This window comes from Hymenobacter chitinivorans DSM 11115, from assembly GCF_002797555.1.
In the GTDB taxonomy this organism is placed as follows: Bacteria; Bacteroidota; Bacteroidia; order Cytophagales; family Hymenobacteraceae; genus Hymenobacter; species Hymenobacter chitinivorans.
In genome coordinates this window covers 677,628-703,214 of the sequence record NZ_PGFA01000003.1, presented here as the reverse complement: position 1 = coordinate 703,214, position 25,587 = coordinate 677,628, and the positions used below count along the sequence as shown (strand labels likewise).

The 25,587-nt window shown below is 62.1% G+C and carries 22 protein-coding genes; 4 read left to right on the top strand and 18 right to left on the bottom strand.

Features of this window, described 5'->3' with window-relative positions:
• Positions 1–44: 44 nt before the first annotated feature.
• Together CLV45_RS19935 and CLV45_RS19930 are read right to left on the bottom strand one after the other, a co-directional pair.
• The gene (locus tag CLV45_RS19935; RefSeq protein WP_100338269.1) at positions 45–713 is read right to left on the bottom strand and encodes an ABC transporter ATP-binding protein; all 669 of its coding nucleotides are present in this window, start codon (positions 711–713) and stop codon (positions 45–47) included.
• Positions 714–1,129: 416 nt separating this feature from the next.
• Positions 1,130–2,107, bottom strand: a complete 978-nt coding sequence (locus tag CLV45_RS19930; protein ID WP_157807675.1) for a hypothetical protein — start codon at positions 2,105–2,107, stop codon at positions 1,130–1,132.
• Positions 2,108–2,492: 385 nt separating this feature from the next.
• On the opposite strand from CLV45_RS19930, the gene CLV45_RS19925 reads away from it, so the two are divergent.
• Positions 2,493–2,900, top strand: a complete 408-nt coding sequence (locus tag CLV45_RS19925) for a YybH family protein (RefSeq protein ID WP_100338226.1) — start codon at positions 2,493–2,495, stop codon at positions 2,898–2,900.
• Positions 2,901–3,144: 244 nt separating this feature from the next.
• Here the strand turns inward: CLV45_RS19925 and CLV45_RS19920 are convergent, their stop codons facing one another.
• The 4 genes from CLV45_RS19920 to CLV45_RS19910 form a co-directional block, all read right to left on the bottom strand.
• The gene (locus CLV45_RS19920) at positions 3,145–4,611 is read right to left on the bottom strand and encodes a TolC family protein (protein ID WP_100338225.1); all 1,467 of its coding nucleotides are present in this window, start codon (positions 4,609–4,611) and stop codon (positions 3,145–3,147) included.
• A 26-nt stretch (positions 4,612–4,637) separates the two neighbouring features.
• Entirely contained in the window at positions 4,638–5,885 is a 1,248-nt protein-coding gene (locus CLV45_RS19915; RefSeq protein ID WP_100338224.1) for an efflux RND transporter periplasmic adaptor subunit, read from the bottom strand.
• Between the two features lie 278 nt (positions 5,886–6,163).
• Positions 6,164–6,319 (bottom strand): PID-CTERM protein-sorting domain-containing protein, encoded by a 156-nt coding sequence (locus CLV45_RS25175; RefSeq protein WP_170061905.1) that lies wholly within the window; start codon positions 6,317–6,319, stop codon positions 6,164–6,166.
• 93 nt (positions 6,320–6,412) lie between these two features.
• Positions 6,413–9,376, bottom strand: coding sequence for a kelch repeat-containing protein (locus tag CLV45_RS19910; protein WP_100338223.1), 2,964 nt, complete (start codon positions 9,374–9,376; stop codon positions 6,413–6,415).
• A 245-nt stretch (positions 9,377–9,621) separates the two neighbouring features.
• On the opposite strand from CLV45_RS19910, the gene CLV45_RS19905 reads away from it, so the two are divergent.
• A complete protein-coding gene (locus CLV45_RS19905; protein ID WP_100338222.1) occupies positions 9,622–11,118 on the top strand; it encodes a nicotinate phosphoribosyltransferase in 1,497 nt (498 codons plus the stop codon).
• A gap of 105 nt (positions 11,119–11,223) precedes the next feature.
• On the opposite strand, the gene CLV45_RS19900 is transcribed toward CLV45_RS19905, so the two are convergent.
• The gene (locus CLV45_RS19900) at positions 11,224–11,751 is read right to left on the bottom strand and encodes a DUF4240 domain-containing protein (RefSeq protein WP_100338221.1); all 528 of its coding nucleotides are present in this window, start codon (positions 11,749–11,751) and stop codon (positions 11,224–11,226) included.
• Between the two features lie 178 nt (positions 11,752–11,929).
• On the opposite strand from CLV45_RS19900, the gene CLV45_RS19895 reads away from it, so the two are divergent.
• Both CLV45_RS19895 and CLV45_RS19890 read left to right on the top strand, forming a co-directional pair.
• The gene (locus CLV45_RS19895; RefSeq protein ID WP_100338220.1) at positions 11,930–12,400 is read left to right on the top strand and encodes a hypothetical protein; all 471 of its coding nucleotides are present in this window, start codon (positions 11,930–11,932) and stop codon (positions 12,398–12,400) included.
• A 103-nt stretch (positions 12,401–12,503) separates the two neighbouring features.
• Positions 12,504–12,716: a heavy-metal-associated domain-containing protein gene (locus CLV45_RS19890; RefSeq protein ID WP_100338219.1), complete on the top strand. Its 213-nt coding sequence runs from the start codon at positions 12,504–12,506 to the stop codon at positions 12,714–12,716.
• A gap of 462 nt (positions 12,717–13,178) precedes the next feature.
• On the opposite strand, the gene CLV45_RS19885 is transcribed toward CLV45_RS19890, so the two are convergent.
• The 11 genes from CLV45_RS19885 to pyrF all read right to left on the bottom strand — a co-directional run bounded on the left by CLV45_RS19885 (position 13,179) and on the right by pyrF (position 25,515).
• Positions 13,179–14,282, bottom strand: coding sequence for an AIR synthase-related protein (locus CLV45_RS19885; RefSeq protein ID WP_100338218.1), 1,104 nt, complete (start codon positions 14,280–14,282; stop codon positions 13,179–13,181).
• Positions 14,283–14,418: 136 nt separating this feature from the next.
• Positions 14,419–15,930, bottom strand: a complete 1,512-nt coding sequence (gene purF, locus CLV45_RS19880) for an amidophosphoribosyltransferase (protein WP_100338217.1) — start codon at positions 15,928–15,930, stop codon at positions 14,419–14,421.
• Positions 15,931–15,995: 65 nt separating this feature from the next.
• Complete coding sequence (gene purN / locus CLV45_RS19875; RefSeq protein WP_100338216.1) at positions 15,996–16,775, bottom strand: phosphoribosylglycinamide formyltransferase; 780 nt, start codon at positions 16,773–16,775, stop codon at positions 15,996–15,998.
• Entirely contained in the window at positions 16,714–18,000 is a 1,287-nt protein-coding gene (gene purD / locus CLV45_RS19870) for a phosphoribosylamine--glycine ligase (protein ID WP_100338215.1), read from the bottom strand. The genes purN and purD overlap by 62 nt, the downstream gene beginning before the upstream one ends.
• Positions 17,993–18,493: a GNAT family N-acetyltransferase gene (locus CLV45_RS19865; protein WP_100338214.1), complete on the bottom strand. Its 501-nt coding sequence runs from the start codon at positions 18,491–18,493 to the stop codon at positions 17,993–17,995. Before CLV45_RS19865 ends, purD begins: the two co-directional genes overlap by 8 nt.
• Before the next feature lie 17 nt (positions 18,494–18,510).
• A complete protein-coding gene (locus CLV45_RS19860) occupies positions 18,511–18,933 on the bottom strand; it encodes a nuclear transport factor 2 family protein (RefSeq protein ID WP_245882920.1) in 423 nt (140 codons plus the stop codon).
• A 15-nt stretch (positions 18,934–18,948) separates the two neighbouring features.
• A complete protein-coding gene (locus tag CLV45_RS19855; protein WP_100338212.1) occupies positions 18,949–19,881 on the bottom strand; it encodes a phosphoribosylaminoimidazolesuccinocarboxamide synthase in 933 nt (310 codons plus the stop codon).
• A 46-nt stretch (positions 19,882–19,927) separates the two neighbouring features.
• Positions 19,928–20,848: a phosphoribosylformylglycinamidine synthase subunit PurQ gene (locus CLV45_RS19850; protein ID WP_211289975.1), complete on the bottom strand. Its 921-nt coding sequence runs from the start codon at positions 20,846–20,848 to the stop codon at positions 19,928–19,930.
• Positions 20,823–23,849, bottom strand: a complete 3,027-nt coding sequence (locus CLV45_RS19845; RefSeq protein ID WP_100338210.1) for a phosphoribosylformylglycinamidine synthase subunit PurL — start codon at positions 23,847–23,849, stop codon at positions 20,823–20,825. Before CLV45_RS19845 ends, CLV45_RS19850 begins: the two co-directional genes overlap by 26 nt.
• 124 nt (positions 23,850–23,973) lie before the next feature.
• Positions 23,974–24,594, bottom strand: coding sequence for an orotate phosphoribosyltransferase (gene pyrE / locus CLV45_RS19840; protein ID WP_100338209.1), 621 nt, complete (start codon positions 24,592–24,594; stop codon positions 23,974–23,976).
• A 159-nt stretch (positions 24,595–24,753) separates the two neighbouring features.
• Positions 24,754–25,515, bottom strand: a complete 762-nt coding sequence (gene pyrF / locus CLV45_RS19835; RefSeq protein WP_100338208.1) for an orotidine-5'-phosphate decarboxylase — start codon at positions 25,513–25,515, stop codon at positions 24,754–24,756.
• Between the last annotated feature and the right edge of the window lie 72 nt (positions 25,516–25,587).

The following is a 25,587-nucleotide window of genomic DNA, read 5'->3' as shown; positions in this document are numbered from 1 at the left end:
CAGCAGGAAAAGCGGAGGAAAAGGGTGAAAGGCGCGAATCGGAATTAGCTGACCTGGCTGCCGTCGAAGAAGCGGATAACCCGCTCGGTTTTCAGGGCCTGCTGCTCGTCGTGGGTTACCATCACGATGGTCACCCCGTCGTGGCGGTTGAGGCCCAGCAGCAGGTCCATGATTTCCTCGCCCATCACCGAGTCGAGGTTACCGGTGGGTTCGTCGGCCAGGATCAGCTCGGGGTTGCCGGCCAGGGCCCGGGCAATAGCCACGCGCTGCCGCTGCCCACCCGAAAGCTGGCTCGGAAAGTGGTTGGTGCGGGCACTGAGGCCTACTTTGTCGAGGGCGGCGTGGGCGCGCTGCCGGCGCTCCTTGCCGCTCACGCTGCTGCGGTAGAGCAGGGGCAGCTCCACGTTGTCGAGCACCGAGAGGTCGTTGATGAGGTGGTAGCTCTGGAACACGAACCCGATTTTCTGATTGCGCAGGTGGGCCAGCTCCTTGTCGGAGTAGGACGTCACCGGGCGGCCCGCAATTTCCACTTGGCCCCCCGAGGGCTCGTCGAGCAGACCCATGATGCTGAGCAACGTCGACTTGCCGCAGCCTGAGGGGCCCATAATCGACACAAACTCGCCTTTGTTAATGGTCAGGTTTACCCGGTTCAAGGCCACCGTTTCGATGGTCTTGGTCTGGTACACCTTTTCGATGTCGGTGAGCTTGAGCATGGCCTGGGCCGGAGCCGAGGCCACGCGGGCTTCGGGGGAATCGAACAGATTGTGGGGCGCCGTCGTGGAATTCATAGTGGAGGGTAGTTAAGAGTCGGAAGAAGGTTCAGGAGGAGCTCCCAGCTGTCCGTGTCCGTTTTTGCGCGGCAAGGCGGCTGGTTGTACTAGTAGTAGCCAACGCCCGTGCCAACTTTATAAATCACTGATTATCAAAAACCAAAACAACATTCGAGAAAATAGACTTTGGAAAATATTGTCCAAAACCGGACACGGTGTTCGATAATGGAAGCCGGCCCGTGCGATTTCGAACTATTGCCGCGGCCCGGCCCGCGGTGGCCCGAAAACGCAAAAAGCCGGACGAGACGTCCGGCTTTTGTAGCAGTAAGTGGCGACGGGGCCGCCCCACGCTGGAAGTATTAGTCGCAGTGGTTGGAGTTGTTGTAGGCATCCAGGGTGGCAACCAGGGCACTGGTCTGGGCCGTGGTGAGCGTGCCGCCAAACAGGCTAAGATTGCCAATCAGGGCATCGGCCTGGGCAATGGCAGTGGCAATAGAGGGGTCGTGGTCGACGGCCACGTTCAGTTTGGCCGCAATCAGCTGGTGGGCCAGGGCCAGCAGGCCGTTGCCTTTCACGGGCGTATTCAGCACCTTGATCAGGTCGGCTTTACTGTAAGGCGTGGCGACCGTGCCAATGGTAAGGCTGCTCACGGGCCAGCTGTCTGCGTGATTTTTCCAGTAGCCCTGGGTGTAGTTGCACTGCAAGCGGCAGAAAGCCAGGTTGTCGAGGCCAATGGAGCCGTAGATGGTCACCTCGATATAGCCCACGCCGGGCGTGTTGTTGAGGTTCACCAGGCCCACGCCGTTAGAACCGGTTTCGGGGAAGGTGGTGTAGTAGAGTTCCGTGCCGCCTTTCACGTCGAAGAGCTTTACTTCCCCACCTTCGAACTCGGCGCCTTCCCGGTCAATAATGGTCAGGGAGGTGGCCGTAATTGGGCCTACTTTGCTGAAATCGAAGTTGACGTAGCCCGTCACGTCGTCGTCGTTGGGCGTCAGGCCCCAGTCCACGAAGTTCTGGATAACGAGGATGTTGCCCAGGGCCGTATTGTTGCTCACCGTGCCACCGGCGCCGATGCCGGGGCCACCGTAGGCCACGTTGGGCGTACCCAGGTCATAATCCTCGAAGTGGGGTGCGGCCGAGTTGAAGACCATGGCGGCCACGGGCTGCTCGGGGGAGCGGGTATTGAGGCTTGTCAGCAGAATCGGACCGACGCCGCCGTCACTGTTTACCTGACTTAGCAGGCCGCTGGCCCCACTAAAACCGATGACGTCGCAGCCCGTGGGCACGGCGTTTTGCGCACTACCCGCCGCTTTCGGCGACGCAGATTCGGGGGCCAACTCCGTTTTTTGGCAACTAGCTGCCACCAATGAGGCAACTGCGCAGGCAACAAGGAATTTGTTTTTCATAGGTGATGGGGTTTAAGGGTGAACACGAGCAACGACACGGGTCTACGGTGGTGTTCAGCAGCAGGCAGGAAGAGCGGAAGTGTTATTCAATATACAAAGTTTATAATTAATAATTGGAATTATACCAATCATGACTACCTATCATCTTTTTACTGGAGTCATTTGACGCCGGTGCGCCTCATGGGGCAGAGGCCAACTCCTCTTGCGGCCTAGGGCGACTTTTTAGCGGGCCGACAACTGACCTTCAGCTTTTTATTAGCCCGAAAAGTTTTATCTTCTCCCTCCGTAGTGTTTCACCGACCTAACCCCATTTCCCATGCCCACCACAGCCACGAGTATCCGCGACGAAATCCGGCGCACCAACGACTCCTTCGAAGCCAGCTTCGAACAGGGCGACGCGGCCGCCATTGCCCGCCTCTACACCTCGGCGGGCGTGCTGCTGCCCACCGGTATGGCGCCCATTGAGGGCCTACCCGGCATCCAGGCCTTCTGGCAGGGCGCCATGGAAATGGGCGTCAAGCAGGTCAAGCTCAAAACCCGCGACATTGAGGAGCTGGAAGACACGGCCATTGAGCTAGGCACCTACACCCTCTTCGACGGTAACCACCGCACCATGGACGAGGGCAAGTACCTGGTGGTCTGGAAAGAGCAGCAGGGCCACTGGAAGCTCCACCAGGATATTTGGAACACCAACCTGCCCGCTCCCGGCCAGAAAGCCGCCTAAGCACTGGCCGCCTAGAAAAAGGAGCAGCATTACAGGCGGCGCAAACCACCGACCCGCTGAAATGTGCTGCGCCCTCTAAAGTAAGAAGCCCTTTCCCGTACCAACGGGAAAGGGCTTTGTGGTAAAAGAGCGGGGCGTACTGCGCAGAGGACGAAGTGCCCCAGCTGCGCCTCACAAGGGCAGACAAGAATGCGCCAGTCGCGCCATTTGAACATCAAACTCACCACTTCACCATTTCACTATCTCACAACTTCGCCACTTCACTGTAAAGCGGCTGCTGCAGGGCGAAGTCGTAGAGGGTGAGGGCGCGCAGGCGGTAGTGGGCCACCCAGCAGGCACGCAGGGCGGCAATGTAGGCGCGCTTGGCCTGGTCTTTCTCGGTCAAGGCAATGTTTAGATCCGTGAGGCTGATGCGGCCGACCTGGTAGGTGGCCCGGGCAATGGCGTAGCGCTGCTGGGCCAGCGAATCGGCCTGGGCCGAAAGCTCCAGCTGCTCGCGCAGGGAGCCAAGCTGGGCGGCCTGGGTCAGCACGCTCTGCTCGAAGGTAGTTTGCTCCTGGGCCACGGTTTGCTGCACCTGCTGGCGGGTCAGCTCGGCGGTTTTTACGATGGACTTCTGCCGGCCCCAGTCCACGAGCGGCATCGAAAAGGCCAGGCTCACTTGCTGCTTGTCCTGAGGGCTGTTGTAGGTTGACCAAAACTTGGAGGCGCTGTTGGTGTAGCCCAAGTTAGCCAGCAATGTGGCCTGCAGGCCCGTGGTACCCTTGGCCTGGGCCACCTCGCTTTCGGCCTGCAGCAGGCGGCGGCGGAAGGCCAGAGTTTCGCGCCGGTTTTGCCGGGCCTGGGCCAGGGCCTGGTCGGGGGCCACGATGAGCTTGGCCGTGGCTTCCGGAATAGTAAGCTGCAGGGCCTCCGTGGCCAGACCGGTGTAGCTCTGTAAGTTGACGGCGGCCGTCTGGGCGTCGAGTTGGGCCTGGCCCAGAGCTTTGCGGGAGTTGAGCAGGTTGAGTTGCAGCAGCAGCAGGTCGCTCTGGGACAGGCGGCCGAGCCCGAACCGTTCCTTGCCCAGGCGCAGCAGCTCTTCGTTGGCCCGCATGTTCTGACGAGCCACGTCGGCATTTACCTGCTGCAGCAGCACGTCGAAATACAGCTCCGTGATACGCTGGGCAATATTTTCGCGCTCTTCCACATACTGCCGACCCGACTCTTCATAACGCAAAGGCTCAATCTTGCGGGCCCAGCGCAGGCTGTTGTAGCGCCCGATAGGCTGGCTCAGGCCAATGCCGAAAGGCTGGTTGTTGTAGGTTCGCTCGTCGCGGTAAAAGTTCTCGATACGCTGCACGGCCGAGCTCAGGTAAATCTGGCCGCCGGTGGGACCGATGGCCTGGCTCAGCGTCACGCCCAGGTCGGTAAAGTCACTACTCACGGCCCGGTACACGGTACTGCCGTCGGGCTGGGTCACGGGCTTTATTTCCCGACCGAAGTTGGGCACCGTACCCTGCAACGCCAGCTGGGGCCGGTAGTTGGACAGGTAGGTGCGGTACTGCCAGTAGCTGGTTTCGCGGTTGGTAGCTGCCTGCTTGGCCACCGACGACTGGGCCAGGGCCTGCTCAATCACCTGGGGCAAGGTCAGGGGGGCAGGCGCTTGGGCTAGCGCGGGCCCGCTCAGCAGCAAGGCACTGAGGCCCGCCCAAAAAGAGAAACGACGCATACGAGTTGGTTTCATCACGCGGCGGCTTAGTTGTGGATGGTAATTGTGGGCGTGTCTTCGTATTGCTTCAGCTCGCTGAGCACGATTTCGTCGCCGGGCTGCAGGCCGCTGAGCACCTGCACGTAGTCGAAGTTGCTGTCGCCGAAGCGCACGGTGCGCTGCGTGGCTTTGCCATCGTGCAGCACAAACACACGCTGCTCCTTACCGCCCTGGTAAAACGGCCCGTTCTTGACGCGCACCACCTGGTGCTGGGCCCGGGTCACTACAAAGACGTCGGCACGCAGGTTGGAACGCAGCACCGGGTTGTGGTCGTCGGTGAGCTTGGCGTAGAACGTCACCACGCCCTTATCCACGGCCGGGCTGACGGTGGTGACCGTGCCGCGCAAATCAGTGTTGTTCACGCGTATTACTACCGCGTCGCCCAGATGCAGGGCGTCGGCGTAAGTGTCGGAAATGGTGGCCCGCACCCGGAAGCGGCTCAAATCGGCCACCCGGGCCAGGGCGTCGCCCTCGTTGACGGTGCTGCCAATATCCTCGTTGACCCAGGTCAGCACGCCGGGCTGCTGGCTGCTGATGTTGGCCTGGGCCAGCTTACCGGCCAGCTCGGTGATGCTGCGGTCCTGAATCTGCATGGTGAAGCCCAGCTCGCGCTGGTCGGCGGCGTTGGCGGCGCGCTGGTTGCGAATTTGCTCGCCCAGGCGCTGCAGCTCCAGCTGAGCCACTTTCAGGTTCAGCTCGGCCTGCCGCACGCTCTCGGCCGTACCGCCGCCCACTTTGAGCAGGTACTGCTCGTCGCGCAGGGTCGACTGCAGGCTGCGCACTTTCACCTGCTGCACCTGCTCCTGCGACTCCAAATCGTTCAGGGCCTTTTCCAGGGTGAGCTGCAACTGGCCGTTCTTGTTGCGGTTCTGCTGCTGCTCGTCCTGCAGCTTGGCCAGGGCCGTAGCGGTCAGCTCCTTATCGAGCTCCAGGATGGTCTGCCCCGGCTGCACCTTCTCCCCCACCTGCACGGCCACGCGGCGAATGGTGCTCTGGATGGGGCTGGTAATTACGGCTTCCCGGCTCGGAATAATCACGCCGGCCGCCGTCAGGGAAGCTTCCACGTCCCCGGTTTCGGCCGTGGTAGTCAGGATCTGGGCTCGGTCGATGCTGGGCTGCAGCACCGAGCGAAAAGCCAGCAGGCCGGCTACCAGCAGCAACGCGGCGGCGGTACCGATGAGCCACTGCCGGCGCCGACGGCGCGAGTGGGTGGCGGGGGATATTGCTCTGTCCATTTTCGTGCAGGAAGGTGGTGGTTTCCTGTACTACTAGCCAAGGGCTGTGCCATTTGCGCAACCCATTGAACCACTACATTTTATACACATTAAGCTTCAGACCACTCCCTAAAACATTGTCCGGAAACGGACAGGCTGTTCGAAAGTGGAAAAGACTTTTGCCCGCTTTCCAACAGCGCTCAGGCGGCGCGGCCACAGCTATTGGCAGCCCCGAACACACAAATGCCGCCCGCTGTGCTGACACAACGGGCGGCGGATGCAGACTAACGACAGACGGCTTAACGGCGGCGCAGGCGGCGCAAGGCCAGGGCTACGCCGCCTGCCAGCAGCAGGCTGGCCCCGCCGTCAATGGGTGCGGTGGTGGCGCCGGGCTGCGGACCGCCGTTGCCGGGGCCCTGGGCTAACGCCGGTAGTTGGCTTACACCAAGTAACAAAAGCCCGCATAGAGCTAAGCGACGAAGAAACGGAGTAGTCATGAGAGGTAGTAAACGAGGTATAGTGCTTATGGCTGGCACTAGAATGAAAAACTATTGAATGACGAGTTGACGAGTCAGCACCCCGGCTTGGCTGCGCACCTGCACGGTATAGATACCTTGGGCCAAACCCGATACGGCTAGTTGTGCGCGCACTTCTTTGCCGGCTACGGCCAGGTGCCGCTGCAGCACGCGTTGGCCCACGCTGTTGAGCAGGACCACCTCGGCACTATTGCCCGCTACGCCGCTGGCAACCACCGTCACCGGAGCCGTGGAGCTAGCCGGATTGGGATAAAGCTGCAGCTCCCCAGCCCAGGTACTGGCCTTCTGGCTGCTGAGCAGCGGGGCCTGGTGCAGGTGCAGCACAAAGCGCGTCGTGCTCAGCCCTGCACTCAGGCTGACGGCATAGCTGCCCTGGCGCAGGTCGTGCCAGGTGCCGGTCAGCTGGTCTTCCAGCCAGAGGGGCTCGGCCGCTGGCTGGTTCAGGACCTGAGCCGCTGAAAAGACGTAGCTGCCCGCGGCGGCCACGTGCACGCCCAGGTTCAGGCGCTGGGCACTGCGGCCCGTGGGCAAACCCTGAATAGCCAGGCCCTGGGCTCCTACTACCTGGTAGAGGCTGGGCTGCTGGCCCCCGTTGAGCTGCACTTTCACCGCGTCGTAGTCCGCGTCAAAGCCGATGGTGGCTCCATCCTGCTCGTAGACGTAGAACTGGTCCTGGCTGGCGGCATCCGAATGGTCCTGGCGCTGCAGGATCAGCTGCACCAAGGGCCGGGTTTCCGCCTGCGCCGGGCGGGCATACGTTGGATCCTGGTAGCTCGTCTCGCGCGAGGCATCCGAAAAGGCGAGGCTGCCGCTGGCCCCCGGCGCGCTGACGCGCACGAAGAAGGCCTGGCCCTGGGCAATGATGTTGGAGCCCACCCCGTTGACGTAGGCCGTGTAGCCACCCTCGTAGCGGCTCAGCGACCGGTACACGTAGGCCGCAGCCTGCAGATTGGTCCGGCTGACGCGGTTCCAGTCAATCGGCGACGGATAGGGGTTGCCCACTAGCTGCCAGCCGGCGTCAGGCTCACTGCTGCGCGTCAGCCCGCCCACGGCCACGGCCCCGGAGGTCAGGGTAGGGCCCGTTATTTCAAAGAGGATACCCGCCGGCTCATTGATGGTCAGGCCCTGGCCGCCGACCAAAACTTGGCTGGCGGCTACGGGCGAGGCCCACCCTTGGTTGAAGCCGGAGGCCCCCGCTACCGTACCCACCCGGCTCTGGTCGTAGGCCAGCACCGTGGGAAAGGGCGTGACCAGGCTCGGCTCGGCGGCTGAATTGTACTTGTCATTGAGTTGCAGCGGCCCCACGCCTACGGTGGCCTGGGGCGTAGTAGCCATGCTCAGGTTATTCAGCGTAGCGCCCAGTACGGCGGGAGAGTAATGGCGGTAGCCAAAGCCGGGGTTAGTCGCCGGGTCGATGTAGCGCTGCACCGTGACCGGGCCGCTCACCACCCCACCGCTGTTGACGACCAAAGCCGTACCCGCGTTGGAGGAAGCCAGCACCAGGCGCTGACCGGTCGTGCTCAGGTTGCCCGTGAGCGTGAGTTGGCGCTGCACCGTCACTGGGCCGGCCAGAATGGCGCCCGCCGCTCCAACGTTCAGGTTCTGCAGCGTAGTGGAAGCCGTGCCGCCCAGCGTCTGGGCCGTGGAGCCGGTAAAGGCCAAGCTACCCGCACCAGCCGCCGAGAACGTGCCGTTGTTAACCAGGTTGCCCGTTAGACTCAGCGTGCCACCATCAGCCAGGATGAGCTGGGCCCCACTGGCCAGCGTGAGCTGCTTGGCCGTGGGCGTGCTGGTGCTGATGCTGGGGTAACGGCTCAGGCCGGCCGGGATGGTCACGTCGTCATTGGCCGTGGGTACTACCCCACCCGACCAGTTGCCCGCATCCGTCCAGGACGAAGACACGGCACCCGTCCAACTCAGACCTGCTACCGTGACCGTGGCCCGGTAGGTAGCGGTGGCCGTAACGATGTAAATATCATTACCCTGGGTGACCGTGTTGGCGTAGATCAAACTCTGGGGCAGCGCCGGACCGGTACTCCAGGTACCGGTAGTCGGGTTATAGATTTGTACGTCGCTGGTAGCACTGGACGAGTTGGCTCCCCCCCCGAGGACGTACAGGTTACCATCCGAACCGAGCACAGCCGAGGCGCCCAGCTTCGCAACGGGCAACGGCGCTGCCGTGGTCCAGACGCCGGTAGCGGGGGTATACACTGCGTGCCGGGTATTGGCTTGTTGGTAAGCGCCGGGTACCGTACCGCTCTGCCCACCCCCGAAGGCATGAATCTGGCCGCTGCCATCCATGACCATAGCCATGGCATACCGGTCCTGAAAGCGCGAGTCGATGTTGGGCGGAGTTATGTCTTGCCCCCAGGTGTTGGCCACGGGGTCTAAAGCCAAAACACTTCTTTCCGGCTCGTGGACATAGATTTTACCATCTAAGCCAATCCAGGCCCGCGCGTTTGTAGTACTCTGGGTTCCTGCTTGGGAATAAGGATAGTTGGCAAAGGTGCTGGTAGCCCACGTATTGGCGCCAGGGTTGTATACCAACGATGTGCTGGGACTCTGCGGCACATTATCGACTATACTCCCTGAAAAATTATACAGTAACCCATCTTTGGCCACGCCGCCGTTGGCGGTTATACGGAAGGGCATATCGGCCGCCTTACTCCAAGTGTTGGTGGCAATGTCATACACCTGTACTTGCTTGGTAAAGTCGCCCCCAGGGTTGGTAATGGTCCGCAGATAGCCGCCAAAGACATAAATTTTACCATTGAGCACGGCCACTCCCCCATTACTCTGCCGTTCGGGCATGGCCGCCAGACTAGTCCAGCTGCTTATGGCCGCCGCCCGGGCCGCTGTGGCTGGGCCCGAGCCGATGGTATTAACGGGGAGGGCAGCATGTTGCTGGGCCCGGGCCGGCGCACTGAGGCTGCCCAGGAACGCAGCCAGGGCCGCGGCGGGTAATAATGTACGCATACATTTAGGGTAAAAGTGTTGAATGGAGCAGAGCAGCAGGTATCAGCTATAGCGAAGCCAATAGCAGGAATAAATCAAGCTCAAGTAACAACTTATACTCCATATAATCCAATTATAGTTGTATTATATATTTTCATCCACCTTTGCCCAGAGCTTAGCCCTTTGGTTGGGCTCCGGCCGGGTGGGTACTTCGGCCGTATGCCCTTGTGAGTATTTACATTTCGCCTCGTCAACCCCTGTCTGCAATGTCTCATTCTCAGGAACATGCGCCACTTTCCGGCCTTTACTCGTCGTCGCTCAGCCTCGTTACCGACCTCTACCAGCTCACAATGAGCTACGGCTACTGGAAGCAGGGCCTGCAGGATCGGGAAGCTGTTTTTCACCTTTACTTCCGCAAGCCCCCCTTCAGCGGGGGCTACGCCGTGTGCGCCGGCCTGGCCTACGCCACCGACTGGCTCCAGAACCTGCGCTTTTCGGCCGACGACCTGGCCTACCTGGCCAGCCTGCGCGGCTCGAAAGGCGCGGCCCTGTTCCCCTCCGAGTTTCTGGACTACCTGCGGGAGCTGCGCTTCAGCTGCGACGTGGATGCCATTGCCGAGGGCACCGTGGTGTTTGCCAATGAGCCCCTGATGCGCATCAAGGGCCCGCTGCTGCAGGTGCAGCTGCTGGAAACGGCCCTGCTCACGCTGCTCAACTTCCAGACCCTGATTGCCACCAAGGCCGCCCGCATCCGCGAAGCCGCCGGCGACGACCAGGTGCTGGAGTTCGGCTTGCGCCGGGCCCAGGGCTTCGATGGCGGCCTCGGGGCCAGCCGGGCGGCTTACCTGGGCGGCGTCGACGGGACGTCCAACGTGCTGGCCGGGCTGCGCTTCGGCATTCCGGTGCGCGGCACCCACGCCCACAGCTGGGTCATGTCGTTTGCCGAGGAAGAAGCTGCTTTTGAAGCCTACGCCGAGGCGTTTCCCGACGACTCCGTATTCCTCGTTGATACCTACGACACGCTGGAAGGCGTGCGCCGGGCCATCAGCGTGGCGCGCCGCCTGCGCGAAAAAGGCCACGAGCTGGGCGGTATTCGCCTCGACTCCGGCGACTTGGCCTACCTCAGCCGCGAAGCCCGGGCCCTGCTCAACGAGGCCGGCTTTCCCAAAACGCGCATCGTGGCCAGCAACGACCTCGACGAAAACCTCATCGTCAGCCTCAAGCAGCAGGGTGCCCAGATTGATACCTGGGGCATTGGCACCAAGCTGGTGACAGCCTACGACCAGCCGGCTTTGGGCGGGGTGTATAAGCTGGCCGCCCTGCGCAAAGCCGACGACTCGGGCTGGGAATACACCGTCAAAATCTCCGAGCAGCTGGCCAAAACCAGCATTCCGGGCATTCTGCAGGTGCGGCGCTACGAAACCGAGAAGGGCCAGCCCCGGGCCGACATGCTCTACAATATGGCCGAGCCCCTGCCCGCCGAGCTGACCATCGTGGACCCCGTGGACCCCACGCGCCGCCGGCCCATTCGTAGCACCCAGTTCCGGGAGCTGCTGGAGCCCATATTCCGCCAGGGGAAGCTGGTGGCCGAGCTACCCACGCTGCAGCAAAGCCGCGAAAAGGCCCAGCGCGAAGTAGCCAGCCTCGACCCCAGCATCCGGCGCTTCCTCAACCCCCACGTGTATCCCGTGGGCCTGGAGGAAAGCCTGAACACCTTCCGCACCAACCTGATTCTGGAGAAACGGCCCCAGCGCCCGGCGTAACCCGGCCAGCATTTATTGCCAATGAAGAGGCCCACGCTGCATCCGTAGCATGGGCCTCGTTGTATTCGCTCCGTGCTGCTACTACAACTCGGTATTGGAGCTCCCTCAGTTAAACTTCTTCCAGAGCCGCGGCAGCAGCTTGGGCAGTTGCTCTTCCCGCCAGTCCTCGCCCGTGGTTTCGGCGCCAAAGTCGTAGCTGAGGCCCCGGCTGGAAGCTACGGCGCGCGGAAACGTTTCATCTTCTTTTGGCTGCCCGGTGCGCCGCCCGAAGGCCTCGGTAGCCACGTAGAGCAGGTTTTCAAACTCCTGGTAGGGCTCCTGAGCCACCTGGGCCAGGGTGTCGGCGTCTTGCAGGGCCTGGCGGAACACGGCCTCGCCCTGCCCCACCAGCCAGCAGCGGAAGTACAGGTAGGAATCGTCGGAGACGAAGCCATCCATGATTTTCAGGGCGGCCATTATCTTGAAGTCGTCGGCTTCGCGCAGATGTTGGCGCAGCTGGCACTCAAACTCGATAATCTGCTCGGGCTCCAGGGCGGCCAGTTGTTCCGACAAATAATCGGCCTGGGCAGACTGGTTGCCGGTAGCGGCGGCGGTGGAGGCATCCAGCAATTGCCAGAATTCGGGAGTGGTCATAGCGGCAAGCGGAAGAAAGCGGCGAAGGAAGGACAGGGGGTATTCGGCCGTGAAATACGGTAAAAGTCGCCACTCGGACCGGCCCACGCAACCTTCCGGGCCCGGCGCCGGTCAGGCCCCTGCCCGCCGCCGAGCAGAGGCGGACTTGTCTATTTTTCCACTCCCCTTTTCTGTTGCTATGAAACGCACCTCCCTGCTACCCGTACTGCTTGGCCTGGCGGCCGGCCTCAGCTCCTGCGAAAAAAACGAGGAACTGCCCGAAAACATCCAGTGGCTCACGGCCAAAAATTGGCGCATGAGTGCCAACGTTACCACCTTCGTGTACGCCACCGGCAACGCCCGCCGCGACGTGGACAATTACAGCGTATCCCCGGCCTGCGACCTGGACGACTTCTGGCAATTCGCACCCGACCACGCCCTGCGCATCGACGAAGGCGCCAGCAAATGTGAGGCTGCCGCGCCCCAAGTCAACCTGGCCCAGTGGCAGCTCGACGCGGCCAACCACACGCTGTCCGTCATTGGCAGCTCGGTGCGCACCTACGAGCTGCTGGAGCTCACCGCCTCCACCCTCAAATTCAAGCAGGACAACGGCCTGAGCCCCCTCGACGGCGCCCCCTACTACACCACCTACACCTTCACGTCGTTTTAGGCCAAGCCCGCGTTGCCGGAAGCCGTCTTACCACCGCTCCGGCTTTGGCTCCGTACACCCAGGGTAGTTACCCGTTTCCTGTTCGGTCCTTACTCCGTGCGTTATGCCTACTCTGAAGTTCAAAACCAGCATCAACTGCGCCAACTGCCTGCGCGCCGTTACGCCCTTCCTCGACGCCGAAGCCAGCGTCGAGAAGTGGCAGGTCGACACCAATAGCTCCGACAAAATCCTCACCGTGGAGGGCGACAACCCCATTCCCGAGCTCATCATGAAGTCCGTTGCCCAAGCCGGCTTCGACATCGAGCCCGCAGAGTAATGGGCTACTGCTTCCTGTGCTGATGGGCTACTGGAAGGGAATGTGAGAAATGAACAGACGTGTCATTGCGAAGCCAAAGGCTGAAGCCATGACACGTCTTCCGCTCAGTACGACCCAGCCTTTCACCACAAAGCCCTTACCCGTTGCCAACGAGTAAGGGCTTTGTCTTCTAAGCTACTACAGCTCCTACCAACGGTCAGGCATCAACTACCGCCCGCCACATAGCAACTACCATTAGTCAGGCATCAACTACCCTACGCCAGCCATTAACTACCACTGGACAGATAGCAACTACCCTACGCCAGCCATTAACTACCACTGGACAGATAGCAACTACCATGTGACAGATAGCAACTACCATGTGACAGACATCAACTACCACTGGTCAGATAGCAACTACCGTCAGTCAGCTACCACCTACCATCGGGCAGCGAGTACCTACCGGCGGGCAGCGCGTAGCTACTAGGCTTCGTAGCGTAGCTCACCCGCGCCAACGTTCAGGCGCACGCCCGGCTCGGCCGTGATGCGGCCGGCGACCTGGGCCTGGTAGCCTTTGCCGCGCAGGGTTTCGGCGACGGCTTCGGCCTGGGCTTCGTCGGTTACGAGCAGCATGCCGTTGCCCATGTTCCAGTACAGGTAGGCTTCCGTGGGCGTAATGCCGGCCAGCTCGGCCAGCTGCTGCATGGCGGGCAGGGGCTCAAACAAGTTGGTCAATTCAGCTCCCACACCGTTTTTCAACACCCGCTTGAAGTTGTCGGCAATACCGCCGCCGGTAATGTGGGCCGCCGCGTGCAGGGGCAGGCCCGCATCCAGCACCGCCCCTACGCCGGGCGCGAAGATGAGCGAGGGAGCCAGCATTACCTCGCCCCAGGTCTGGCCCATTTCGGCCGCGTCGGGGCCGGAATAGGGTGCTTGGTGCCACATTTCGCCGAAGGCTTTGGTCAGGGCGCGGCGGGCCAGGGAGTACCCGTTGGAGCGGAACGAAGGCGAGCGAAGCGCCACCACGGCCTGCCCGGCCCGCACGTTGGCCCCGCTCAAAGGCCGCTCCAGGCTGGGGTGCAGCACGCCCACCGCCGTCGAGCACCAGTTGAAGTTCATCCGGGCCCCCGGGTAGCCCCCGATGCGGTTGCCGAGCTCGGCAATTTCGCCGCCCGTCACGGCAATCTGGCTGAACTGGGCCGCGTCGTGCAGGCCGTGCATCAGCTCATCCACCACCGCGTAGTCGAGCGTGTTCACGTCGATGATGTTCGACAGGTTGGTTGGGATAAAGCCCGCCACCACCAGGTCGTCGGCTACCATCGCAATCAGGTCGTAGCCCAGCGTGTCGTAGCGGTCCAGGCGCTCGGCCACTTCAATCTTGGTTCCGATGCCGTCGGAGCCGATACCCAGCCGCTCACTACCAAAGCGGATTTCGTTGGAGAAGCCCCCTGCTAAGTCCTGGGCCGGCTCGCCGGGCTTACCCGCCCGGGTCGAGAAGGTTTTCTGCGCCCAGTGGTAGGCATTCTTGGAGGCAGCGTTGCCTTCCTCGATGGAATAGCCGGCGGTTTCTTTGATGGTGTTGTTCATGTGGTAGACCCCACCCCCGGCCCCTCCCCTCCGGGAGAGGGGAGCCGGACGAAGATGTTTGAGAAGGCTGTTTTAAACTAAAACCTAGAGACTAAAAGTAGAGCCCCTCTCCCGGAGGGGAGGGGTTGGGGTGGGGTTAGTGCTCCGTCGGCTCGGGGGCTTTGGCACTGACCGAAGACACGGGCTCGGCAGCCGCGCTTTTCTTGTCGCCGCGGTGGCTCTGGCGCTCCTCCTGGATGTGGCGCAGGTACTTGGTCACGTCGCCGGTGGGGTACTGGCCGGTGAAGCAGGCAAAGCAGTTGCCGCCGTGGCCCTTGTCCTCGGAAAACAGCTCCTGCAAATCCTCGATGGACTGGTAAATCACCTTGTCGGCCTCGATGTAGCGGCAGATTTCCTCCTCGGTGTAGTTGGCCGCAATCAGCTCGGTGCTCATGGCCATGTCGATGCCGTAGATGCAGGGCGACACGATGGGCGGGGCCGACGAAATGAAGTAGACTTCCTTGGCCCCGGCCTCGCGCAGAATCCGCACGATGCGCCGCGAGGTAGTACCCCGCACGATGCTGTCATCAACCACGGCAATCTTCTTGCCTTCCACAAACTCCCGAATCGGGTTGAGCTTCTTCTTGACGATATCCTCGCGCCCGGCCTGGCTGCTCACGATAAAGGAGCGGCCCATGTGGTTGTTCTTGACCAAGGCCCGCCGATACGGCACGCCGATGGCCTCGGCCAACCCCGAGGCGGAGAAGTAGCCCGACGACGGCACGTCAATCACCATATCCGGCTGAATGCCCGACTCGATAACCTTGCGGGCCAGAATCTTGCCCAGGCGCACCCGTTCCCGGGCCACCAGCCGGCCGTGAATCGTGGAATCCTCGCGGGCGAAGTAGATGTGCTCGAACACGCAGAAGGCCTTGGGCAGGCTGTACGGGTTCTTGTAGTGCACCTTGTAGTTCTTGTCGATAAACACCGCCTGGCCCGGGCCCACGTTCTTGATGAACTCGAAGCCCAGGTAGTCGAAGCAGGTGCTTTCGGAGGCAAAGGCGTAGATGGGACCCTTCTCCGTTTCGCGGCGGCCCAGCACCAGCGGCCGGATGCCCAGCGGGTCGTTGAAGGCCAGCAGGCCGTGGCCGGCAATGACGGTAATGGTGGCGTAGGCGCCCTTCACCAGCTCCTGGGTCGTCTCCACGGCGTCGAAAATGTCGATAACCGAGAGGTTGTCGAGGTCTTTCAGGCGCAGCTCCGAGGCGAAGGTGTACATGATGAGCTCCAGGTCGTTGTTGGTCTTGGGCAGCACGTGGTACTTCTCGTGCAGGCGCTTGGCGGCCGAGCGGAAGTTGATGACGTTGCCGTTGTGCACCATAGCCAGCCCAAACGGGTAGCTGGTCGTAAACGGCTGGGCCAGCTCGGCATCGTTGGAGCCCTGGGTAGTATAGCGGGCGTGGCCGATGCCGATGTTGCCCTTGAGCTTCTTGAGCTGCTTGGGCTTGAAAACGTCGGCAATCAGGCCGTTGCCCTTGCAGAGGTGAAAATTATCGTCGAAGGTGGCAATGCCGGCCGCGTCCTGGCCGCGGTGCTGGAGCGCCGTCAAACCGAATACGATGTCGTGGGCAACGTCATCGGGGCCGTAAAAACCTACAATTCCGCACATGGCAGTTTCAAAAAATCAGTTGCTGGCCTAAGGGAGCCAGGTTCCGGGGTGGTGGGTGGTACTAGTTAACGAGAAGCCTCACCCCCCAGCGCTTCCCCCGCGGGAGAAGCCGAGCCGGACGACAATGGCACCAGAGGTTCGGAGGAGGACTGGGAAACCGCTGCGGAAGCCGCGGCGGGTTCGGGAGTGGGGGAAGGTAGCTCACCCCGAATGAGGCGGGCCAGGGTATCGGCGTACAGAAAGTGCTCCACGGCCAGGCCGCGGCGCTCTACTTCAGCCAGGGTGTCAGCTCCTTGTAGGTCAACCGGATGCTGGGCCAGCACGGGTCCAGTGTCCAGGCCCTCATCAACCAGATGCACCGTAATTTTGGTTTCCTCCAGCTGCTTTTCAAAGGCCCATTCGTAGGCGTGCAGGCCCTGGTGCTGGTGGGTGTCGGCGGGGTGAATGTTGAGGATGCGCCCGGCAAAGGCCCGGATAAAGGTGGGCGAGAGAATCCGCATGTAGCCGGCCAGCACAATATAATCGGGCTGGTAGCTGGTCAGAATGTCCACCACTTCGGCGTCGAACTCCTGGCGTTTCCGGCCCTGGCTCGTGAGGCTGGCTGTAACGCAGCCCAATGCGGCGGCCGTTTCGAGGCCGGGCGCGTCGGGCTTGTTACTGAACACCACGGCTACTTCGGCCAGCTCCCGCAGCACACCGCCGTGCACAGCCTTTACCAGGGCCACCATGTTGGAGCCCCGGCCCGACAGCAGAATGGCCAGGCGCGCTTTGCGGACGGTATGGTTACCAGTTGGCTGCAAGGGTCGGTTCCGGCCGCTGGCCGATATCGGTACGGATGTAGACATCCTGAAATTTGACTTTTTCGGCTTCGCGGTACACGTGGGCCACCGCGTCTTCCAGCTCCTCACCGTGGCCCACGAGCACCATCACCCGGCCGCCGGTGGTTACCAGTTCGCCATCCTGCTGCCTGGTAGCGCCATGGAAGGCCAGGATGCTGGGGTGGAGCTGGTCGAGGCCGGTGATGGGGAAGCCGGTCGGGAACTGGGCCGCCGGGTAGCCGCCCGAGGCCAGCACCACGCCCACGTAGGAGCCGCGCCGTTGCCGCACCACGGTTTGCTGGAGCTTGCCATCCAGGGTGGCTTCGATGAGCTCCAGCAACGAGCTTTCCAGGGCGGGCAGAAGCACTTCGGCCTCCGGGTCGCCGAGGCGGACGTTGTATTCGAGCAGCTTGGGCCCCTGCTCGGTGAGCATGATGCCGAAGTAGAGGAAGCCCTTGAAGTCGAACTGCTCGTTTTGCAGGCCGCGCAGCGTGGGGTCCACGATGCTGGTGCGGATGGCGGCTAATACGTTGTCGTCGCAGAACGGGACGGGGCAGTAGGCGCCCATGCCGCCGGTGTTGGGGCCCTGGTCGCCGGCCAGCAGCTGCTTGTGGTCCTGGGACGGGGCCAGCAGCCGCACCCGGTTGCCGTCCGTGACGCCGATAATGCTGATTTCGGGGCCGATGAGTTTTTCTTCCAGCAGGAAGCTAAACCAGCCGGTGTGCTGCTGCTGCAAATCGTCCAGGGCAGCCTGGGCCTCTTCGATAGACGAGCACACGTACACGCCCTTGCCGGCGGCCAGCCCGTCGTACTTCACCACCACCTGCCCATTGAGCTCGGTAGCCTTGGCCCGGGCCTCGGTCAGCTTATCACTGCGGTACTGCCACGAGAGGGCCGTAGCCACCCCGTGCCGCCGCATGAAGTCCTTGCTCCACACCTTGGAGCTTTCCAGCACCGCCCCGGCCCGCGAAGGACCAAACACGCGGATGTCGGAGCCGGCAAAGTAGTCCGTCACGCCGGCCGCCAGCGGGGCTTCGGGCCCGACTACAATCAGCTTCACGCCATGAGTTTCGCAGAAGCGTTGGATGGCCGGAAAATCGGTGGCGCTGATGTCGGGGTGGGAGTTGGGAATGCCGCCGTTGCCGGGCAGCACGTGCACCGTGGCCCCGTCGCGGGTCAGCTTCCAGGCCATGGCGTGCTCACGGGCCCCGCCGCCGAGGAGTACTATAGGTTTCTGCAAAGGACTAGTCATGAGAAAGTAATTCGGCTGCGTCAGAGAAGGTCAGAAGCTTGCCGAAGCAGGCAGAATTGTCGCGGCCGATGTACTGGCCGTAATTAGCACGGCGCTGGTAGCCGTTCTTGAGGTAAAAGCGGCAGGCTTCGGTATTGGCCACCCGGGTTTCCAGCCACAGCTCGGTGTAGCCGGCATTTTTAGCTTCGGCCTCCAACTGCTGCAATACAGCTTCGCCGATGCCCTGGCGGGAGTATTTGGCAAACATCCGCTTCACCTCCCCTACGCCGTCAGCCAACGGCCGTACCGCCCCGCAACCTACCGCTTCCCCGTCTTGCTGCCGAGCCAGCAGGAAAATGTAGCGCGGGTCGGCCGGGTGCCACTCCGTAAACGAGGCCCGCCCGTCGCTGCCGAAGCGCGTGCCCAGCTGCTCCGACAAAGCGTCGAGCAAGGGCTGGGCCTCCGCCGCCTGGGGCGAGGAAACGTCGAGCTGTATGGCGGTGGCGGTTGACATCGGGCGGAAGGTGCGGCTTAGCTAATATCGGTAATGGAAGTTATTTGCCCATCGGCAAACTCGAAAACGGACTTGCCTTGCAGCTGCAGCGGGTCGCCGGCTTTCAGACCGTTGGGAAAGTCTATGGCGGCCACGGCGGAGTAGTCGAGCCGGACTTCCACTTTGTCGGCGCTAAACTGCCAATCGGTGACGCGCTGCTCCCGTTGGGAGAAATACTGCAGGGCTTGCTCGGCCTGCTGGCGGAAGCTTTCCTTGCCGGTCAGAGTCAGGTCGGTTTCCCCATTGGTAACATTGCGAAACACCACTTCCTCGTGCAGGGGCTGAAGCATGCCGGCTACGTCGAAGCTATTGTAGGCTTCGATGTAGCTTTCCACAAGTTGTTTCTGTTGAGCAGCGTTATCGGGGTGCATTACTGTGGGGTTGGAGGTAGCCGAGGGCATAATTACCGGGCGAGTTCAGGCATCTTTCATAATGCCGGCCCGCACCAGGTTGCCCACGAGGCGGGCCTGCACGTCGTCGCCGGCCGTGGTTTCGTCGCCGGTGGGCAGCGGGGCCCCGGTGATACGCTCGTAGATGTCGAGGTAGCGGCGGGTGGCTTCGGCCGATACTTCCGGGGTGAGGGCGCGCGGGTACTGGCCGTCCTGCTTGTTGGCAATCAGCCACTGGCGCACGTACTCCTTGTCCATCTGCTCGGCCGTTTCCGGATTCTGGGCGTAGTCCGCGGCGCTCCAGAACCGCGAGGAGTCGGGGGTATGGATTTCGTCAATCAGAATCAGCTCCCCATCCAGCAAGCCAAACTCGTACTTGGTGTCCACCAGGATAATACCGCGCTCCGCCATCCACTGCGAGGCGAAGTTGAACAGTTCTAAGGACTTCACCCGCATCTTCTCGTAGAGCTCCGCCGCCACCCAGCCTTCCGCCACCAGGTTCTCCGGCGTAATCTCGCGGTCCGACTCCTCTTTGGTAGTCGGCGTCACGATGGGCTCGGGGAATTGCTGGTGCTTGGTCAGCCCGTCGGGCACGGTGACGCCCGAGAAGGTGCGCTGGCCCTGCTGGTAGCCGCGCAGCATCGAGCCGGTGAGGTAGTTGCGCACCACCATTTCCACCCGAATGGGCTCAGCTTCCTTGGCCAGCGTTACGTTCGGGTCGAGCAGGCTAATAACGTGGTTGGGAATGATGTGCTGCGTCTTGTCGAACCAGAAAGCGGCCAGCCCGTTCAGCACCGCGCCTTTGTGGGCCACCGGCGTTTCCAGCACCGAGTCGAAGGCCGACAGCCGGTCGGTTACCACGATGAGCCGCTCACCCGAAGGAGCGCGGTACGAGTCGCGAACTTTGCCGCGGTGCAGCAGTTCGAGCTGGGGGGTATCGAAGTGGTTGAGGGTGTTCATAAGGGGGAGTAGTCAACCGGCCCGGCCGGCAGGTTACGGCGGATTCTTAGGCTGAAAACTGGCTGGCCGTCTGGGGCGCGGCCACGGCGGGGCGCTGGCTTTGCACGTGCGCCACAATGTTGCGGAACAGCTTGAGCCCGTCGCCTTCCTCACTCAGATTCGGGGTCTGGCGCTTGCGCCGGGCCCAGTCGGGGTGGTTGTAGAGCGACAGAAATGCCTCGGGGTGGGGCATCAGCCCGAATACCTGCCCGGTGGTGTCGGTCAGGCCAGCGCAGTTCAGGTCGGCGCCGTTGGGGTTGTGCGGGTACACGTCGGTGGGCGAGCCGTCGTAATCGGTGTAGGCCAGGCAGTTCAGGCCCCGGGCTTCGATTTCGGCCAGGGTTTCTTCGCCCTTAATAATCAAACGACCTTCGCCGTGGCGCACCGGCACTTCCATGGAGTCAATGCCTTTGAGGAAGGGCGAGTTCGACTTGGGGTTAACCTTCAGCCGCACCCAGCGGTCCTCGTATCTTCCGGAAGCATTATGGGTCAGGGTCACTTCCGGCGTTACGGCGCCGCTCAGGTTGGGCAGCAAACCCAGCTTGACCAGGACCTGAAAGCCGTTGCAGATGCCCATCACGAACTTGCCGTTGGCCACGAACTGCTTGATGTCGTCGAGCAGGGTGCGGCCGGCGGCGTTTTTGCGGTAGCGCAGCTTATTGGCCAGCACCACGCCCGAGCCCAGGTCGTCGCCGAAGCTGAAGCCGCCGGGGAAGTTCAGGATGTCGTAGTCGTGGATGCTGACGTGGCCGTGCATCACCTCGTTGAGGTGGACGATGGTGGCTTCGGCCCCGGCCAAACGGTAGGCCGCCGCGAATTCCTCCTCGCAGTTGATACCAAACCCGGTCAGGATCAGGGCCTGGACGGGCTGGTTATTGATTGTTGGTTGTTGGCCTTCCATGTTACTGAGCTTCTGCGTGCTGGCCAAAGCCGATAATTCGATTCACGGGCCCGTTGGTCCACTCGTGGCGCAGGGCCTCGGTGCTGGCCGCAATAACGGTCTGGCCATTGTGGCGCACCGTGAGCTGACCATCAGTGGTTACCACGCCGAGGCGGGTAGCACGACTGCCGAAGTGCTGCTCGAAAGCCGTTACATCTTCCGGGGCCACCGTAGCCACGAAGCGGGAGTGCGACTCGGAAAACAGCTGCACCTGTACCGGCAAGCCTGTTGGTAGCTCTACCTCGGCCCCAAAACCGTAGCCGAACGTGGCTTCGGCCAGCGCTACCGCCAGCCCGCCGTCCGACAAGTCGTGGCAGGACTGGATGAGGCCCTGGTCGTTGGCCTGGCCCATGCGGGTGTACAACGTTTTAGCTTCCTCGAAACGCACTTTGGGCACGTTGGCGCCTAGCTCCCCGAAGAGCTGGTAGAACTCGGAGCCGCCCAGTTCGTCGTAGGTTTCGCCCAGCAGGTACACCACGTCGTCGGCCTGCTTGAAGTCGGAGGTGATGGTGCGGCGCACGTCCTCGACTTTGGCCGTCATCGAATACAGCACCGTCGGCGGCACCGAAATCTTCACGCCGTCGGCCTTGAAGTCGTTCTTCATCGAGTCCTTGCCACTCGTAAGCGGGATGCAGTAGGCGGCCGTGGCGTCGCGCAGGGCCTGGCACATGCGCACCAGCTTAGCCAGCTTGTGCTTGCCGTCGGGGTTGGTGGCGGGGTCGTACACCGAGTCGGGCACGCAGAAGTTGTCGTTTACCGACCAGAAGTTGCCGTCGCCGTAACTCAGGTTGGGTAGCTTCCCTCCTACCGCCACAATCTGGCGCACGGCCTCATCGAAGGCGCCGGCCGACATATCATACGCGTCCAAGTCGCCGAAGCGGGGCAGAATGCCGTTGCTCACGGCCACGCCTTCCCACGACTCGAAATTGAAGCGCACCACGGCGGCATCCTGCGGCGCCTGGCCCGTCGCGCCCATCAAAGGCTTGATAATGGTGCGGCCCTTCACTTCGTGGTCGTACTGGCGGATGACTGACTCGCGGGAGCAGATGTTTAAGCTGCCCAGCAAGCGGCTCAACACGTCGGTGTAGTCGAGGTCGGCAGGCAAAGTGGGCTCCTGGGTGGTAGGCTTCTGCCACTCGGCTTCCAGCACTTTGCGCGGCACGCCGTTGTGCAGGAATTCCATGTCGAGGTGGGCTACAGCTTCTCCGTCGAAGCGCACGTCGAGGTAGCCGTCGGCGGTGAAGTAGCCAATATCAGTCAGCTCCACTTCCATTTCCTGGCCCAAAGCCAGCAATTCGTCCATCTTCGCAGGCTCTACGGCTAGCGAAAAACGCTCTTGCGACTCCGAAACGAAAATTTCCCAGGGCCGCAGGCCGGGGTATTTCAGGGGCACTTTCTCTAATTCAACGACGGCGCCGCCGCTGATAGTAGCCAATTCGCCGATGCTGGACGACAAGCCGCCCGCGCCGTTGTCGGTGCTGCACTTGATCAGGCCGCGCCGGGTGGCCAGGATCAGGAAGTCCATGGCCAGCTTCTGGGTAATCGGGGAGCCAATCTGTACGGCCGTGGCAGGCGAAGTCTCGTCGAGCTCGATGCTGGAGAAAGTCGCGCCGTGGATGCCGTCCTTGCCCACCCGGCCGCCGGCCATGATGATGCGGTCCTGGGCGTCAATCTTTTTCTCCCAGGAATCGAGGCCGGCCAGCTGCATGGGCATCACGGCACCGGTGCCGCAGTACACCAGCGGCTTGCCGGCGTAACGGTCATCGAATACAATGGCCCCGTTCACCGTGGGCACGCCCGACTTGTTACCGCCGTCCTCGATGCCCTTGCGCACGCCCTCGAAAATACGGCGCGGGTGAAGCTGGTTGCTCAGCAGCGTGCCGTTAAACTCGGGGTTACCGAAGCAGAGCACGTTGGTATTGAAGAGCAGTTTCGCGCCGCCGATACCGGTAGCCAGCGGGTCACGGTTGTTGCCCAGAATACCGGTAATGGCGCCGCCGTAGGGGTCAATGGCCGAGGGCGAGTTGTGAGTTTCGACCTTCCAGACAAACAGCGACTCGGGGTTGATACGCACGGCCCCGGCGTTGTCACTGAACACCTTAATGAGCCAGTCGTTGCCATTGGCCCGCAGCTGCCGGTCTACTTCCGAAGTGGCGTCTTTGATGTAGGTTTTGAACAAAGAGTCCACTTCAAACTCCTCGCCGGTGTCGGCGTCCCGGTACTTGATGACGGCCGAAAACTCCTTGTGCTTGCAGTGCTCCGACCAGGTCTGGGCCACGATTTCCAGCTCGCAGTCGGTCGGGTCCTGGGGTAGGCCGGCGGCTTGGCGCTCATCGGCAATGCTGGTGTAATGGTCGCGCACGACGCGCATTTCCTCCAGGTTCAGGGCGTAGAGGTTGTCTTTGGAGAGCTTGACCAGCTCCTCATCCGACAAACCCACCAACCGCACGGTGTCCGTAATGGATTCGGCCCCACCGCCCGGCCGCGGCGTGTAGTCGCGAATCTGGGCTATGGGGCCGACCTCGAAGCGGTTAATCATCCTGTTGCCGAGCAGGTCTTCGGCCAGCTGGCGCAGACTACTCTCCGGCAGCTCGTGCTCCAGGAAGTAGAGCCGCTTACTGAAAATATGCTGGGTATGGGTGTCGAGCGGCTCGTTGAGAAAGTCGCCGAGGGCGTTCTGGGCCGATATACCTTCGTCGTCGGTTACGCCGGGCAGCTTGGCCACCAGAATGTAACTCTTATACTGGGAGCCGTGGCGGAACTCGTCGAGGGCCACGTCGTGCAGCACCGGGTCTTGGAGGCAGTGAGTGGCGAAGTCGCGCAGCTGCTGGTCCGTCACGGGGTAGCGCACCGTGTAGAGGGCGGTGCTTTGCACCCGGCCAGTAGAGAGGCCCAGGTGGCGGGAGGCAGCTTCGGCTACTCGTTGGCCCTCGCCATCGTGTTGGCCGGGCTTGAGCAGAAGCTGAATAGTTCTTTGGGTAGAGTCCAAAAGAGGGAGGTTTGTCTATTTTTCGGGTTTCCCACGCGTGGCAACAGCACCACCGTGAGGAAGCATACCCGCGCAGGGTACGCCGAAAATGCCTTGCCGAAGCGCCGGTTGCGCCGCGGTAGGTTTAAGAAAACGCTTTATCGGGCCGACTGCCCGGTTTTACCACCGGAATACCTGCCCGGCACAGCGGGCAATCATCGGGTGCGTAGGTAGCCGCCGTGACCGGCAGCAGGGCAAAGTTCGGAAAAGAAAGTGAAGCTTGCCCACCCGTGCGGTCAATTAAACTGGCGACGGCCAAAACTTTTGCCCCCAGCCCTTCCAGCACCCGCGCTACCTCGTTGGTGCTCTTGCCGGTAGTCACCACGTCTTCGGCAATAATAATTTTTTGGCCCGGCTCCACCGTAAAGCCCCGCCGCAGGGTCATTTGCCCAGTATCATCCCGCTCGGTAAAGATGCCGGGCACGCCCAGCTGCCGGGCCAGCTCGTAGCCAATAACCACCCCGCCCATGGCCGGGCCCACCACCACGTCGGGTTGCAAGCCGGCTGCCTGAATCTGACGAGCCAGCTCAGCCGCGGCCGGAGCCGCCAGGTCGGGGCGGCGCAAGAACCGGGCGCACTGCACGTAGGTATCGGAGTGCAGGCCGGAGGACAGGCGGAAGTGGCCGCGCAACAGGGCGTCTTCCTGCAACAGCTGCTGCTCCAGGGTTTCGGAAGTCAAGGTGGTTTGGGTGGTGGAAGGTGACACTATCGTATATAAGGTGTGAAGTAGAAAGTGTTTGAGTTCGTGTCGATCTGAGCGTCATGTCGAACAGAGTGAGACATCTCGCGTGGCGTCGTTTGATTAGTAACTCAACGTAAACACGCGAGATGCTTCGGCTACGCCTCTGCATGACGTTCTGCAGGGTTAGGCCAGCACCGACCGAAACTGGTTGATTTGCTCCACCAGCTCCCGGGCGGCGGCGGCGGCATCGGCCGCCTGCCACAAGGCGCGGGAAGTATTAATCAATAAGCCCGAGCCATCCGGCCGCAGACCGGCCCGCAGCGTGGCTTCCAAGTCACCGCCCTGGGCGCCCACGCCGGGCACCAGAAACCATTGCTCGGGGCTGAGGCTGCGCATCCGGGCTACGGCTGCGGCATTGGTGGCCCCTACCACCAGGCCGATGCCGCCGTGCTCCTCGTCGAGTTTGCGGGCCACCTGGGCGGCGCAGTCCGAGAGGTAGCCGCCGCGGGTCAGGGCCACATCCTGCAGGGAGTGCACGGGCTTGTTGGAGGTTTTGGCCAACACAAAGACCATCTTGCCGGGTTTGGCAAAAGGCACAATGGCGTCGTCGCCCATGTAGGGGTTCACCGTCACCGCATCGGCCCCAATGACGTCGTAGGCAAAGCGGGCGTAGTGGTCGGCGGTGTTGGCAATGTCGCCGAACTTGCCGTCCAGAATCACCGGAATGCTTTCCGGGATGCGCTGCACCGTTTCGCGCAAGAGCTTTACCCCGTCTTCCCGGCTCAGGAAAAAGGCCAGGTTGGGCTTGAACGCCGCCGCGTAGGGGCTGGTTTGGTCGATGACTTCGGCCAGACGGCGGGCTACCTGCTGGTCGTCGCCGGTGGGGTCGAGGCCCACGCAGAGCAGAGAATTGGCCTGCCGGGCACGTTGAATGAGCTTTTCCATGGTCGGGTGGGAAGAGTGACGCGAAGCAAAGCTTCGCAGGACGTTGAACGAGGTTAGGAAGAGGGTCTACCT